The organism is Azospirillum picis (assembly GCF_017876115.1).
Lineage (GTDB): Bacteria > Pseudomonadota > Alphaproteobacteria > Azospirillales > Azospirillaceae > Azospirillum > Azospirillum picis.
Window position 1 is genome coordinate 99,151 of the sequence record NZ_JAGINO010000022.1, and the last position, 14,385, is coordinate 113,535.

Consider the following 14,385-nt stretch of genomic DNA (forward strand, 5'->3'; position numbering starts at 1 on the left):
TTCAGGGAACCCGCCTCCGTCCCTGCACAACCGCGTTGCGTCGCCTGTTCTTCCTCGACGCGGCGGGCGTTGCCGATGATCCCGGAGCGGCGGAGGTCGGCGATGGCCCGGTGCGATCAGAACTGATCCTCAAGAGGAATCGGCGCGGCACGACCGCATCGAAACGCGGTCTGTCCGCGCATTCTGCGAGCGTAAACAATCCCGCTTTGTGCCACATCCGACCTTCAGTCGGGGCGGTGGAGTGGCCACCGCCCGCGCCGCTCTGGACGGAGGGAGCGAGGATGAAGGAAAGCCTCACTCTCCTGATCCTTGTGCTGGAGATCGTCAAGCGGCTGCCTGACCTCTTCGGCTAAGGACCGGGCGGGCATGCCGGGGGTCGCATCCTCTGCACGCCTGCCCCGAAGATAGGCCGATGCCCGTCGCCCAACAACCGCCCCTGATGCTCGGCCACCGATGTTCGCCTCCGGTTCACTCCCCGCGGTTCATTCCCCCGCCGGTGCCGGCCCCGAGCTGAGTTCCAGCCAGTCGAGTTCCTCCTCGACGCGGCGGTAGGCGTCGTCGCCGATGGCCCCCGACCGGCGGAGGTCCGCGATGGCCCGGCGCGACGCCGGGACCGCGCTGCGCCGCAGCCGGTTGTCGGCCGACTCGCTCGGGTTCCGGCCCTTGCGGGCCTTCACCAGGGCGTCCCGGTACTCCAGCCGGAGACGGTCGGCGGCCGGCGTGTCGTCGCCGTCCAGCACCGCCATCGCGGCCTTGAGCGCGGCGGCCCTGGCCAGGCTGAGTTCCGTCTCGACGGTGTTGTCCTCCGGCAGGCGCAGGAGGACGAGGAGCGGGCGCAGCGTCAGCCCCTGGACAACCAGGGTGCCGAGCACCACGACGAAGGCGGTGAGCTGGATGAAGTCGCGGCCGGGGAAGTCCGCCGGAAGGGCCAGAGCGGCGGCGAGCGTGACGATGCCGCGCATCCCCGACCAGCCGATCACCAGCCCTCCCTTCACCGTCAGCGGCTCCGCGGCGCCGGGGGGAGCGGGAAGGCCGGCATGGCCACCGCGCTGCGTCAGGGTATATGCCATCGCCCACAGCAGCCGGGCCGCGACAACCACCGCCAGGACGATCAGCGCCGCGCCGGACTGGGTCAGCAGCTCGGTGCCGTCGAGCGAGTCCAGGATGGGGCCGAGCTGCAGGCCGATCAGCGTGAAGGCCAGGACGTTCAGCACGAAGGTCACCGTTTCCCACACCGCGAAGGAAGGGACCCGCAGGCGGGCCGGCTGCGGCGTCGACCGTGCCGCCGTCAGGCCGAACACGACGACGGTGACCACCGGCGACAGGCCGAGGCGTTCGGCCAGCAGCCACACGCCGAAGGTGACGACGAACTGGATGATCACCGATGTCGGCACGTCGTCGATCCGATGGATCAGGGATCTGGTCAGGCGCGCCAGGCACCAGCCGGCGGCGACGCTGCCGACCGTGACGAGCGCGAAGGCCGGCACAGCCTCCTCCAGGCCGAAGCCGCCGGCGACCGCGGCGCCGACCGCCAGCTTGTAGAGGAGGAGCGCCGAGGCGTCGTTCAGCAGGCTCTCGCCCTCCAGCACCTTGCGGATGCGGTGCGGCGGCTCGACCTGGCGCATGACGGCCAGGGCGGCGACGGCGTCCGGCGGCGCCAGCAGGGCGCCCAGCGCGATCGCCGCCGCCCAGGGCATGTCGGGAGCGAGCAGCCGCGCCGTCACCGCGACGGCCAGCGTCGTCAGGCCGACCGCGACCAGGACGAGCGACGTCACCGGGCGCCAGTTGTCGCGGAGATCGCGGAGCGAGGCGTCGTAGGCGGCGTCGAGCAGCACGGGCGCCACGAACAGCGCCAGGATCAGCTCGGGCGGCAGGTCGAGCTTCGGCGCGCCCGGCAGGAAGGCGACGACCGCGCCGCCCAGCGCCAGGAGGGTCGGGTAGGGCACGTTCGCCCGTTGCGCGGCCATCGAGAGGAAGGCCGAGACGAACAGCAGCAGCAGCAGGGTTTCGAACACGAGCATGAGCGTAGAACATCCGTCCGGGCATCCTGTTCTGCACGCAACCATACCCGTTTTGCCGGACTGCCGGGACTCTCCGGCGGTGGGATCGCGCGCGGGCACCAGCCGCGCTCCCCGAGGGCGATCCGCATCCCGTGGGGCGCGGCATCGGATGAACCCGCAGGGCCGGCTCCGCCAGTGCGACAGCGCAGGAAAGCATAGGCGGCGGCCATCCTCCGCCCCAGCCGTTCTCTATGGACGAACGAACATCACCATAAGGCGTATTATTTGTTCAATTTTATAAATTTTTATCTTTCTTCTTTGGGTCGACCCGAGAATTTCGGAAATTGGCGCAGAATTGTAACGGAATATACCACCTGTTCGTGGATTGCGCGGAAAATGCCTCACCAATGCCCCAGCCGTCCTGCCAATCGTGGCGCCGCATCGCAACTGCCAAGGATACGGATCAATGGCCACGACCTCCGGGAACTCGACCATCATCGTGACCGCCAAGGGTGCCGCCAACGCGCATTTCGACCTGCTGGTCGACGGCAGGAAGATCGGCGAGGGCACCACGGGCGACACGGCCAAGGATTTCGTCTTCAAGACGGACATCGTCGAGAGCCAGGCCCACAAGGTGCAGGTCCAGTACGACAATGACGGGATCGTGCACGGCACGGACCGCAACCTGTTCGTCGACGGGATCACGATCAACGGCAAGTCGATCCTGCCGACCGACGACATCGTTTCCTACGACAAGGGCGCGCTCGACGGCCGCGACGTCGTCGATGGACGGGACGGCCTGTGGTGGAACGGCACGCTCGTCGTCGACGCCGACAAGAGCTTCTTCGCGCATGGCGGCGCGGAGGCTCCCTCCACGCCGGCCCCGACCCCGACCCCTGCGCCGGCTCCCGGGACGCCTCCCCAGACGTCGCCCGAGCCGCCCGTCGACGGGTCGACGCCCGGCGTTCCCAAGCCGACCGGCCCTGGCTTCTACGTCGCCGAGAACGGCAACGATAGCTGGTCGGGCAAGCTGGCGGCTCCCAACGCCGACGGCACCGACGGTCCCTTCGCCAGCCTGCAGAAGGCCCAGTCGGCCATGCGGTCGAGCGACATCGACACCACCTACGTGCGCGGCGGCGACTACCACCTGAAGAGCCCGCTGTGGCTGGACGGCCAGGACTCCGGCGTGACCTTCACCAGCTACGGCAACGAGAAGGCGGTGATCCACGGCGGTTCGCAGGCATCGGTGTCGATCGGCGTCGGCGGCGCCAAGAACGTCACCATCGAGGGGCTGACCTTCACCGACGGCGTGGCGAGCGGGCACTATGTCTTCGCCGACAACGCCTCCGGCCTGGTCTTCGCCAACAACGCCGTGAAGGGCGGCGGCTACGGCATCACGGTGCAGAACAGCGCCAACAGCCAGGTCGTCGGCAACCAGTTCGAGGGCACCGGCGCCGAATCCATCTTCGTCAAGGCCGGTTCCAACGCCACCGTGGTGTCGGACAACCTGATCCGCCATCCCAACGCCGCCGACCGCGGCGACGCCGGCATCTGGGTCAACGGCAGCTCCGACGTCAAGGTCACGCACAACCAGATCGAGGACTCGCCGGAGAAGGCGATCGCCGTCGGCTCGGTGCAGACGGACGGCAGCGACGCGACCCACCGGGTGACCATCGCCTACAACAAGGTCATCGACGCCAACCTGGAATCGAACGACGGCGGCGGCATCTACCTGATCAACCGCCAGCAGGACCTGACGAACCACACCGTCGTCAACAACGAGGTGACCGGCACCACGGCGACCAACCCGTCGGGCCAGGTGGCGAGCTGGGGCATCTACCTCGACGACTGGACCAGCGGCGCCACGGTGAAGGGCAACCTCGTCCACGGCAACATCGGCGGCGTGTTCCTGCATGGCGGCTGGGACAACAAGGTCACCGAGAACGTGATCGCCGACAACAGCGGCGCCCAGATCGGCCTGCAGCAGCCCGTCGCCTGGAGCGGCTGGAAGGGCCACCAGATGACCGGCAACGACGTCTCGGGCAACGTCGTCGACGTCCGCGACGGCACCGCCGTCCACATCTACGGGCCTGCCGACGTCGGCAACATCCATGGCAACTTCTACAGCAACCTGGACGCCTCCAAGGACATGTTCGACGTCTGGCCGCAGGTGATGGCGGGCGGCGGCAAGGGCGACCTGGCGGAATGGAAGGCCGCGGGCTACGACAGCGGGTCGATGATGCTGGACCCCGGCTTCGTCAATCCGGGTGCGCACGACTACAGCCTGGCGTCGAACTCCGCGGTCTATGGCCACGGCTTCGACCACATCCCCTACGGCGACATCGGGCTGCTGGGCTGACCGTCCGCGCCGCTCGGCCACCGATGACCTGACAGCGGGCCGCCCGGAGACGGGCGGCCCGTTCGCGTTGCCGGCCAGCCGCCGGCCGGACGGCGGCCCGATGGCGGCCGGATCGCGGCAAGACCGGAGTTGCGCCGTCCGGCTTGTTCGTCTAGAGATCCGCCCTGCCAGGCCGGGCCCCTCTGACAGTTCCGCGAACTGTGATGTCGGACTGGAAAGACCTTCAGAGTGGCCCAACCCCGTGCCTGCCGGCAGCGCTTCTCCGTATGTCCGGACCAGCATCGTGGATGCCACTCTCTTGCCCGATGTAAGAGGAAAGCACCCTATGACTGATCTGTTCACCGCCGACGCGCTCGCCGCGCTGCTTCAGGTTATCGCCATCGACCTCGTGCTGGCGGGCGACAATGCCATCGTCGTCGGCATGGCCGCCGCCGCCGTGCCGCTGGCCCAGCGCCGCAAGGTCATCTTCTGGGGCATCGCCGCCGCCATCGGCCTGCGCATCTTCTTCGCCCTGATCACCGCGCAGCTTCTGGCGATCATCGGCCTGACGCTGGCCGGCGGCGTTCTGCTGATGTGGGTGTGCTGGAAGATGTTCCGCGAACTGCGCAGCCACGGCGCGGACGAGGTCGCCCCCGACGAGGCGATGGGCCTGCCGGACTCCGCGGGCGCCGCGGCCGCCGGTTCGGTGGGGGCCGGTTCGGTGGGGGCTGGTTCGATGGGTGCCGGTTCCGCAGGCACCGCCGCCGTCGCGGCGGCCGGGGCGACCACGGTCGGCGCCGCCATCTGGCAGATCGTCGTCGCCGACGTGTCGATGTCGCTGGACAACGTGCTGGCGGTCGCCGGCGCGGCCAAGGAGCACCCGACCATCCTGGTGATCGGGCTGGTGCTGTCGGTGGTGCTGATGGGCGCCGCCGCCAACATGATCGCCCACGCGCTGCACAGGCACCGCTGGATCGGCTGGGTCGGCCTCGCCATCATCACCTATGTCGCGCTCGACATGATCTGGCGCGGCGGCAACCAGGTGTTCCGACAGTTCGCGTAAGGGCGGCGATCCCGCCTCAGGGCAACGGTCCCGTCTGGTGGAGCGTCACCCGCAGCCCGCCGTTCGACACCGACACCCCGCCCTCGGCGAACGGCAGCTCGGTCGCCTTCGCCAGGGCGGGCTCGTTGGTCAGCACGCCCACCCGCCAGCCGGCGAAGCCCTTCATCAGGGTCTGGCCCATGGCGTGATACAGCGGGATCAGCGACTTCCTGTCGCCGATGCGGGTGCCGTAGGGCGGGTTGACGATGACGAGGCCCGGCGGGCCTTCCGGGGCCGTCAGGTCGCTGATGGCGTGCTGGCGGAACTCGGTCCAGTCGGCGACGCCGGCCCGCCCGGCATTGGCGCGGCTCATGGCGATGGCGCCGGCATCGCGGTCGCTGCCGTGGAAGCGCCCCGCGAGCCCGGCGGGGGCCGGGGCGGTGCCGGCGGCCCGCAGGGCCTGCCAGGCGTCGGCGTCGAAGCCGGCGAGGCGCTCGAAGGCGAAGGCGCGGGAACGTCCGGGCTTCAGGCCGGCGGCGATCTCGGCGGCTTCGATCACGAAGGTGCCGGAGCCGCACATCGGGTCGACCACCGGTTCCCGCCCGTCATAGCCGCACTGGCGCAGGAACAGGGCGGCCAGCGTCTCGCGCAGCGGCGCCTTGTTGACCGCCTCCTTGTGGCCGCGCTTGTGCAGCGACTCGCCGGAGGTGTCGACGCTGATGGTGCAGAGGTCGTCGTCGATCCGCGCCTTGATGACCACCTCCGCCTCGGCGGAGAGGGGAGCGCCGAGCCCCTCGGCGATCGCGCGCTCGATGCGCTGGGCGGCGGCGCCGGCATGGTAGATGCGCGACGCCTTGCACGAGGCTTCGACCCGCACCGGCACGTCGGGGCGCAGGAACTCCGCCCACGGGACGCGGCGCGCCCGCTTGTCGAGCTGGGCCAGATGAAGGGCGCGGAAGGCGGCGACGCGCGCCAGGATGCGGGTCGCCCCGCGCAGTTCCAGATTGGCGCGCCAGACCTCGCGCCAGCCGCCGGTGACGGTCACGCCGCCCTTGACGGGCGTCGGGTTCGCGAAGCCGGCCGCCTGCGCCTCGGCACAGGCCACGGCCTCCAGGCCGGGCGCGGTCACGATGAAGATTTCAAAGGATTGGTCGGTGTTCATCCCGCCTACATAGCCCGAAGGCCGCCGGTCTTCGACATCTTTCTCGGAGTGGAAAGAGGATGGTGGCGGGCGGGGACGGGGATGTCCTGGGAAAGGCGGAGGTCCTGCTTGCCGCGCCGCGCCGCCGGCGGGGGATTCGGCGGGCGTCCGCGGCAAGGACAGGATCAGTCGGGCACGAGATGCCGGTCGAAACCCGTTACCGGTAAGAGGTGTGCGGGGCCACGGCGTCGCCGCGGCCGACGGTGTCGCCGGAGGCGGACAGCCCGACCAGCTCGCCACGGGCGACGGTCGTCAGGCCCAGCTTGCCGCGGGCGAAGTTCAGGTAGCCGGCGGCGGCCTCGGTATCGCCCTGGGCGGCCAGCGAGCGGGCGACGGACAGCGCGATGCGGGCGGCGTCGCGCTCGGTGCGCTCGGCGGTGATGGCGTTGGCGCTGGCGGCGGCGGCCGAGGTTTCGGCCAGCAGGCCGTTGAAGTCGGTGGCGGTGGCCGGCGCGGCAGCCAGGGTCAGGGCCGAAACCGACAGGACGGCGGCGGCGGCGATGGAGAAGAGCTTGTTGGTGGCCATGATCTTGTCCCTTGGAACAGCGGCCCTGCCGGGAGAAGCGCCCGGTGACGGGGGAAGATCACCGGGCGCAGGGCGGGGCTGGAGGTTGTCGTCCGGTCGGCGCCGGGGAGCGTCGGCCGTGAAGAAAGAGTTAAGCGTCCCGGCCCGCCGGATAAATCCGCGAGTTCCAACAACACTATTCGCCTCCGGACAACAATGATGCCGGCCATCGTCAGGATGGGGGCATCGTCAGGACGGGGCATCGTCAGGACGGGGCCACCGTCAGGACTGGGCCGTCGGGCGGACGACGATGTCGCCCACCTCGACCTCCGCCGGCTGCTCGATCGCGAAGGCGATCGCCCTGGCGATGGCATCCGGCGGGATGCCGGTGTCCGCCATCTGCCCGGTGACCGCGTCCCGTGCCGTCTGGTTCCGGATGGAGCCGGCGAAGTCCGTCCTGACCACGCCGGGCGAAACGCCGGTGACGCGAAGCTTCGCCCCGGCTTCCTGGCGCAGGCCTTCCGTGATCGTCCGCACCGCGTTCTTGGTCGCGGCATAGACCCCCTGGCTCGGGACGATCCTGAGCCCGGCGGTCGAGATCACGTTGACGAAATGTCCGCTGTCCTGGCGCCGGAACATCGGCAGGGCGGCGGCGATGCCATAGAGCACGCCCTTGACGTTGACGTCGATCATCGCCTCCCAGTCCTCGACGTCGGCCTGGTCGAAGAGGGCGATGGGGCCGATGCCGGCGTTGCTGACCAGCACGTCGAGCCGGCCGTAGCGATCGCCGGCCAACGCCACCAGCGCCTCCACATCCGCGCGTTTGCTGACGTCCGTGACCAGCCGGACCGCCTCGCCGCCGCGTTCGGCGATCTCCGCCACCAGGTCGTCGAGCTGCTCCTGCCGGCGGGCGCCCAGCACGAGCTTCGCGCCCCGCTCGGCCAGCAGCAGTGCGGTCGCCCGGCCGATGCCGCTGCTGGCCCCGGTGATCGCGACGATTTTTCCGCTCACGCCCATGTCTTCCTCCTGCGCTGTCGGTGATGGCGTGAGTTTTGCGCAGCCGGCCTGGACGGTCTATGCTCGCAGCGCCATGTTTTCGTCGCGGCCGTCCAATTCACGACGGCCGGAGTGTTGGTGGCCACTGTCAGGCGGGTCGATCTCCCCGATGCCCAGTTCCTCGAAGTCCAATTCCTCAACGTCCAATCCCTCGGCGCCCAAGTCTTCGATGTCCGCCTTCCCGGTGCTCGGCTTCCCGGTTTCCGGTTCCCCGGCTTCCGGCTTCCAGGCCGATCCCTTTTCGGATGTGCTGTCGCTTCTCCAGGTCCGCAGCGTGCGCTGCAGCCGGCTCGAAGCGCGCGGTCCCTGGGCATTGCGCTTTCCGGAACGGTCGCGGCTGAAGCTGGTGGCGGTGCTGCGGGGGAACTGCTGGCTCCTGCTGCCCGACCGCCCGCCGCACCGGCTGCGGGCCGGCGACCTCTTCCTGCTCACCAACACGCCCTATGTGGTGGCGAGCGACCCCGCCGTCCCCGCCAGGGACGGGATGGAGTTCTACAGGGAGGGCGGGGAGGGCACGGTCCGCCTGGGCAGCGAAGAGGGGGGTGGCGGTGGGGAGGACGGCGGAACGGTGATGCTCGGCGGCGGGCTGGTCTTCGAGGAGGACGGTGCCCGGCTGGTCGTCGAGGCGCTTCCGCCCGTCATGTGCGTCTCGGCGGATCATCCCGCCGCGGCGGTCCTGCGCAACAGCCTGGACCTGCTCGACCGCGAGATGGAGCGGCCGGAGATCGGCGCCGCGATGGTGGCGCAGGGGCTGGCGGCCATCATCGTCGTCCAGATGCTGCGCGCCTATGTGGCCGAGAATGGACGGGACTGCGCCGGCTGGGTCAGCGCCCTGACGGATCCGCGGATCGCCCGGGCATTGACCGCGATGCACCGCGAGATCGCCCGCGGCTGGACCGTAGGGGCGCTGGCGGCCGAGGCCGGCATGTCCCGCTCGGCCTTCGCCTCGCACTTCCGCCGGCTGGCCGGGGTCGCCCCGCTGGATTACCTGAGGCGCCTGCGGATGGAGCGCGCCCGTCTGGCCCTGCGGCACGGCCGGGTGCCGGTCGGCGAACTGGCGGCCGGCCTCGGCTATGCCTCGGAGAGCGCCTTCGGCCACGCCTACAAGCGGGTCTTCGGCCGCTCCCCGCGCCATGACCGGGCGGTGGACGCCTGACCGGCCGGGGCCGGTGGCCCAATGAAGAAAGGGGCCGTCCTTTCGGACGGCCCCCCTGAGTGGAGTGCTGGCGTTCGGTACCGGCGGACGGCGTGGTTACGCCGCGTGGTCGAGGATGGTGCCGGTGGCGGTGCCGAGCAGCGCGTTGCCGTTGCTCAGGTGCAGCAGGAAGTTCTCGCTCCCTTCGGTGGCGTGGTCGCCGGTGACGTGGACGGAGATGGTCTTGCTGGTCTCGCCCGGCTGGAAGGTCAGGCTGCCGGAGGCGGCGGTGTAGTCCGACCCGGCCTTCGCCGTACCGTCTTCCGTCGCGTAGTCGATGGTGGTGGCGGTGGTCAGTGCCTTGGCCAGCCGCACGGTGAAGATGGCCTCCTCGCTGCCGGCCACGGTGGTGGCGCTGTCGGTGCCGGCGGCGAGCGCCCCCTTGATGATGCTCAGCTTGGTCGGGTCGACCGTCTTGTAGTCCGGCATCAGCACGCCGCCGACGTCACCGGATTCCGGGGTCCAGGCCCAGAAGGTCGAGCTCATGCCCTGGTCGCCGGCGGGGATGTCGCTCTTGCCGTCCAGGTTCCAGTCGCCGTTCAGGTACTTGACCATGGCCTTGCCCCAGGTCTGCTCGGCCTCGGTCTTGAACTGGCCGCCCCACTCGCCCAGCAGGATCGGGGCGGTGTCGTTCTTGTACAGGTACCCCCACATCTTGTCGTACTGGGCCGGCAGGTTGTTCGGGTAGTTCGGGTCGTTCAGCCAGCTGAACTGGCCGACGCTCTGGCCGTAGGCGTGCGGCGAATAGACCAGCTTGTTCGGCACGTCGAACTCGACGGGGTGGTCCTTGGCGCCGGCGAGCGTGCTGCTCCATTCCGTGCCCTCGACCAGCATCAGCCAGTCCTTGTTCACCGACTGGATGGCGTTGCCGATGCGCTCGGCCGCCGCGGCCCAGTCGGTGGCGGCGTTGCCGTCGCCCCAGGTGGCGCTGACGCTGGGCTCGTTGTGCAGGTCGGCGCCGATGACCGTCTCGTTGCCGGCGTAATGCTTAGCCAGCATCTTCCAGTTCTCGATCATCTTCGATTCCGGGTGGGCATCGGTGTACCACAGCCCGTGCTCGTTGGTGCCGGCGCCGCCGTCGTTGCGGTGGTGGTCGAGGATCACCTTCATGCCGATCTTGCCGGCGTAGTCGATGACCTTGTCATAGACCTGCAGGCGGGTCAGGCCGGCGAGATCCGGGTTCTTGGAATAGTCGATGCCGTTGGTCACCGCCGAGCTGTCGAACATCTCGTCCGACCAGGTCAGGCGGATGGTGTTGAAGCCCACCTCCTTCATGTTCTCGAGGTGGTGCTGGTAGCTGTCGGACCACAGGCCGGCGGGTACGTAGTTGTAGCCCTCGCCGCCGAACCAGTTGACGCCGGTCAGGCGCACGTTCTGCCCGGCCTCGTCGACGATCTGGTTGCCCTCGGTGTGCAGGAAGCCCTTGATGGCGCCGGAGCTCTCGACCATGCCCGGATCGGTCACGGTGACGTTGCCGACGCTGACCGAGGACGCGCTGAGGTTGGAGCCGCCGCCGGTGGAACCGCCCGTCGAACCGCCGGCCGAGCCCCCCGTGGAGCCGCCAGTGGAGCCGCTGCCGCCGTCGGCCGGCTGGTTGCCCGGCTTCGCCGGCTCGCTGCCGCCGGTGCTGCCGGCCGGCGCGGTGAAGTGGCTGGCGCCGACCTGGGTGGTCAGGGTGGCGTCCCAATAGAGGCTGCCGGTCGCCCCGACGTCGGCGCCGCTGTCGTCGCGATGCACCGAGACGGCATCGTCGGTCGGGCTGATGTGGTGGCCGTTGACGGAGATCCCGTTGATCTGGAGGTTGCGGTCCTCCCAGCCGGCGACGGCATCGTTGTCGTACTGGATCTGGACCTTGTGCGCGGCGCCGTCGACCTTGGCGGTGAAGGTGAAGTCCTTGGCCTCCTCGCCGACGGTGCCTTCACCCACCTTGTGGCCGTCGACCAGCAGGTTGAAATGGGCGTTCTGGCCGGCGGCGGCGGTGCCCTGCGCATTCACCACGATGGTGGCGTCGGTGCCGGCCGCCGGGGCTGCCGGGGCCGCCGTGGGGGTGCCGGCCGGAGCGGCGGCGCCCTTGCCGGCGTAGAAGTCGGCCGGGGTGTCGAACTTCAGCGCGCCGTCCCACCACATGTTCTGCCGGCCGGCTTCGGCGGCACCGACGGCGCCGCCGTCGTCGCGGGTGTAGGTGGCGTCGGCCGCCTTCAGGACGTGGCCGTTGACCTCGATCGACTGCACGTAGAGATCACGGGAGGAACCGTTCACGGCATCGTTGTCGTACACGATCTGGATGCTGTGCGGCTTGTTCGCCGCCAGGTCGGCCGTGAAGCTGTAGGGGCGGGTGGACTCAGAGGCGGCGCTGGCCTCTCCGACCGCCTGCCCGTCCACCAGCAGCTTGAAGTGGGGCGGCAGTTTGTCGCCGGACATTCCAAAAGCATTGACGGTGATCGTGCTCGACGTGGTGGCCGTGCTCATGACTGAAATCCTATGTCCGTTTCGCTGGGGCCATGCTTGCGGTCCAATCCTTAACGAAACCTTTCCAAATCCGGTTAAGTTTTCCCGGCTTTTTTCCAATCGCCCCGCATCCGGCACCGCTTCAGCCTGAGCGGCGTGAAAATGGCGGAAAACCAGGGCTCACACGATGATCACAGTTATATAGAATGCAATCTGTCGCCGCTTTCGCCTGATCGTGAGGGATGCGGATGTAACAACCCTGCCCGAAGGGTCAATGCCCGTCCTTACCTTGGGAATTTACTATATGATTGCCATCAGTTCATAGAGACACGCAAAGAACTTAAAGAACTATATATTATCAAGACTGTAAATATACTGAAAACCGCGAAAGGCGGGGAAACGCAAAAGTACCGGCTTTCCGGTGTGCCGTACCTGTACCGATGGCGCCTCCTCGCCGAAATGGTCCACGAAAAAGGTTAAGAACGCCGGGGTCGGCCTGCGGCTTCAGCCGAGGCCAAGGTCCGAACTTTGTCCTGTTTTCTTTCCTAAATCGCGAGAAAGAAAGGGGCAGGGTTACCCTTTTCCCGCAGGCGAAAACCGGTTTCCGGCCGGCGGGTATTCCGCCCTTTCCCTCCCGGAACACCTTAACCTCTGCCCTGTGACAAGGAGGGGCACGGGCGTTTCCTTACCGGATCCGGTGCCGGCGCCCGCCTCCGGAACGGGGGGACGCCGGCCTGAACCGCCGGATCCGTCAGACCTGGGCCATGCCGCCATCGGCGAACAGCTCGATGCCGTTAATGAAGCTGCTGTCGTCGGAGGCGAGGAACACCGCCGCCTTGGCGATCTCGTCGGGATCGCCGACGCGGCCCAGCGGCACCTGCGATGCCAGGTAATCGACCAGCCCCTGCTGCTGCGCCGCGTCCGGACCGGCCAGCTCGACCAGGCCGGGGGTGCGGATCGGTCCGGGGCTGAGGGTGTTGATGCGGATGCCGCGGTCCTTCAGGTCGAGGATCCAGCTACGGGCGAAGTTGCGCACCGCCGCCTTGCTGGCGCTGTAGACGCTGAAGGCCGCCGTGCCCATGCTGCCGGCGGTGGAGCCGGCGAGGATCACCGAGGCGCCGCGCCCCAGCAGCGGCAGCGCCTTCTGCACCGTGAACAGCACGCCCTTCACATTGCGGTTGAAGGTGTCGTCATACTGCTCCTCGGTGATCTCGCCCAGCGGCAGCATGCCGCCGCCGCCGGCGTTGGCGTAGAGCACGTCGAGCCGCCCCTTCTCGGCGCGGATGCGGCCATAGAGCCGGTCGAGGTCGGCCAGGGCCGAGGAGTCGGCCTGGATGCCCGTCGCGGCGCCGCCGGCCGCGGCGATGGCGGCGACCGCCGCGTCCAGTTCCGCCTGCCGGCGGCCGGTGAGATAGACGAAGGCGCCTTCCGCGGCGAAACGCTTGGCCGCGGCGAGGCCGATGCCGCTGGTGGCGCCGGTGACGAGGGCGATCTTGCCGTCAAGCTTGCGTGACATTCCGGTCTCCATGTCCTGGATCGTGTGTGGAGGGGCGCCGTGTACGGGGTGCCCCGCTTGTCGTTCACAACGCTATCGACGGACCGGTCGCACCGAAATAGAAATGGATGAAAACCATCGTTGCAGGTTTGTCGATGTCGAAGCTGCCGGATTTCGAGGGCATGGCGATGTTCGCCAAGGTGGCGGAGGAGCGCTCCTTCGCCGCGGCTGCCCGCGCCATGGGCGTCTCGGTCGCCACCGTGTCGCGCGCGGTCAGCCGGCTGGAGGAGCGGCTGGGGGCGCGGCTGTTCAACCGCACCTCCCGCCGCCTGGCCCTGACCGATTTCGGCCATTCGCTGGCCGAGCGCGCGACGCGCCTGTATGAGGAGGCCGAGGCGGCGGAGAACGCGGTGCGCGAGATGTCCAGCCGGCCGCGCGGGCTGGTCCGGCTCGCCGTGCCGATGTCCTTCGGCCTGCGCTGGGTGGCGCCGCTGCTGCCGGATTTCTTCCGGGCCTATCCCGGGATCACCATCGACCTGCATCTGAGCGACGCGGAGGTCGATCTGGTGGGCGACGGCTTCGATGCGGCGCTGCGCATCGCGGTGCTGCCGGACAGCTCGCTGATGGCCCGCCGGCTCTGCCCGGTGTCGCCGGTGGTGCTGGCCGCCCCCGCCTATCTCGCCCGCCACGGCCGGCCGCTGCACCCGCGCGACCTCAACGGCCATCATTGCCTGGGCTACGCCTACCGCCGGCGGCAGGACATCTGGCGCTTCACCAATGCCGCCGGCGAGGAGGAGAGCGTGGTGCCCTCCGGTCCCCTGCGGGTCACCAACGCCGACGCGATGGTGCCGCTGCTGGTGGAGGGGCTGGCGATCGCAGAGCTGCCGGAATTCATGGCGGCCGAGTATCTGGCCGACGGGCGGCTCACCGCCATCCTGACCGACTGGTCGCTGCCGTCCGGCGGGCTCTACTTCATCACGCCGTCGGCCCGCGCCCGGCCTGCGAAGGTCGGCGTGCTCGCCGACTTCTTCATCGACCGCCTGTCGGAACCGGCGTGGCGGCGCCCGCCCGCCGGCGCGGGCAAGCCGGACGAGGCGGCGTGACG

11 protein-coding genes are annotated in these 14,385 nt (G+C 69.1%); 5 read left to right on the forward strand and 6 right to left on the reverse strand.

All coding sequences use genetic code 11. The annotated features are described in order from the left end of the window. Window positions 1-35: 35 nt before the first annotated feature. Window positions 36-353, forward strand: coding sequence for a hypothetical protein (locus tag J2850_RS24525; protein ID WP_209987742.1), 318 nt, complete (start codon window positions 36-38; stop codon window positions 351-353). A gap of 129 nt (window positions 354-482) precedes the next feature. Here J2850_RS24525 and J2850_RS24530 read toward each other — a convergent pair whose 3' ends face one another. After that, on the reverse strand, window positions 483-2,021 hold the full coding sequence (locus tag J2850_RS24530) for a cation:proton antiporter (RefSeq protein WP_209987745.1): 1,539 nt from the start codon (window positions 2,019-2,021) through the stop codon (window positions 483-485). Window positions 2,022-2,466: 445 nt separating this feature from the next. Here J2850_RS24530 and J2850_RS24535 point away from each other — a divergent pair, with 445 nt between their 5' ends. Further along, window positions 2,467-4,359 carry a right-handed parallel beta-helix repeat-containing protein gene (locus J2850_RS24535; protein WP_209987748.1) on the forward strand — a complete coding sequence of 631 codons (1,893 nt, stop codon included), beginning with the start codon at window positions 2,467-2,469 and terminating at the stop codon, window positions 4,357-4,359. Between the two features lie 325 nt (window positions 4,360-4,684). Continuing rightward, on the forward strand, window positions 4,685-5,401 hold the full coding sequence (locus J2850_RS24540; RefSeq protein WP_209987751.1) for a TerC family protein: 717 nt from the start codon (window positions 4,685-4,687) through the stop codon (window positions 5,399-5,401). 16 nt (window positions 5,402-5,417) lie between these two features. On the opposite strand, the gene J2850_RS24545 is transcribed toward J2850_RS24540, so the two are convergent. From J2850_RS24545 to J2850_RS24555, 3 genes are all read right to left on the reverse strand, one after another. Continuing rightward, on the reverse strand, window positions 5,418-6,542 hold the full coding sequence (locus J2850_RS24545) for a THUMP domain-containing class I SAM-dependent RNA methyltransferase (protein WP_209987754.1): 1,125 nt from the start codon (window positions 6,540-6,542) through the stop codon (window positions 5,418-5,420). Window positions 6,543-6,738: 196 nt separating this feature from the next. After that, complete coding sequence (locus J2850_RS24550) at window positions 6,739-7,107, reverse strand: hypothetical protein (RefSeq protein WP_209987757.1); 369 nt, start codon at window positions 7,105-7,107, stop codon at window positions 6,739-6,741. A gap of 261 nt (window positions 7,108-7,368) precedes the next feature. Beyond that, entirely contained in the window at window positions 7,369-8,097 is a 729-nt protein-coding gene (locus tag J2850_RS24555; RefSeq protein WP_425514137.1) for an SDR family oxidoreductase, read from the reverse strand. A 214-nt stretch (window positions 8,098-8,311) separates the two neighbouring features. On the opposite strand from J2850_RS24555, the gene J2850_RS24560 reads away from it, so the two are divergent. Next, window positions 8,312-9,298 (forward strand): AraC family transcriptional regulator, encoded by a 987-nt coding sequence (locus tag J2850_RS24560; protein WP_209987763.1) that lies wholly within the window; start codon window positions 8,312-8,314, stop codon window positions 9,296-9,298. A 96-nt stretch (window positions 9,299-9,394) separates the two neighbouring features. On the opposite strand, the gene J2850_RS24565 is transcribed toward J2850_RS24560, so the two are convergent. Both J2850_RS24565 and J2850_RS24570 read right to left on the reverse strand, forming a co-directional pair. Then, complete coding sequence (locus J2850_RS24565) at window positions 9,395-11,806, reverse strand: cellulase family glycosylhydrolase (RefSeq protein ID WP_209987766.1); 2,412 nt, start codon at window positions 11,804-11,806, stop codon at window positions 9,395-9,397. Between the two features lie 730 nt (window positions 11,807-12,536). Continuing rightward, on the reverse strand, window positions 12,537-13,301 hold the full coding sequence (locus J2850_RS24570; protein ID WP_209987768.1) for an SDR family oxidoreductase: 765 nt from the start codon (window positions 13,299-13,301) through the stop codon (window positions 12,537-12,539). A 134-nt stretch (window positions 13,302-13,435) separates the two neighbouring features. On the opposite strand from J2850_RS24570, the gene J2850_RS24575 reads away from it, so the two are divergent. Further along, on the forward strand, window positions 13,436-14,383 hold the full coding sequence (locus tag J2850_RS24575; RefSeq protein ID WP_209987771.1) for a LysR family transcriptional regulator: 948 nt from the start codon (window positions 13,436-13,438) through the stop codon (window positions 14,381-14,383). Window positions 14,384-14,385: the final 2 nt, after the last annotated feature.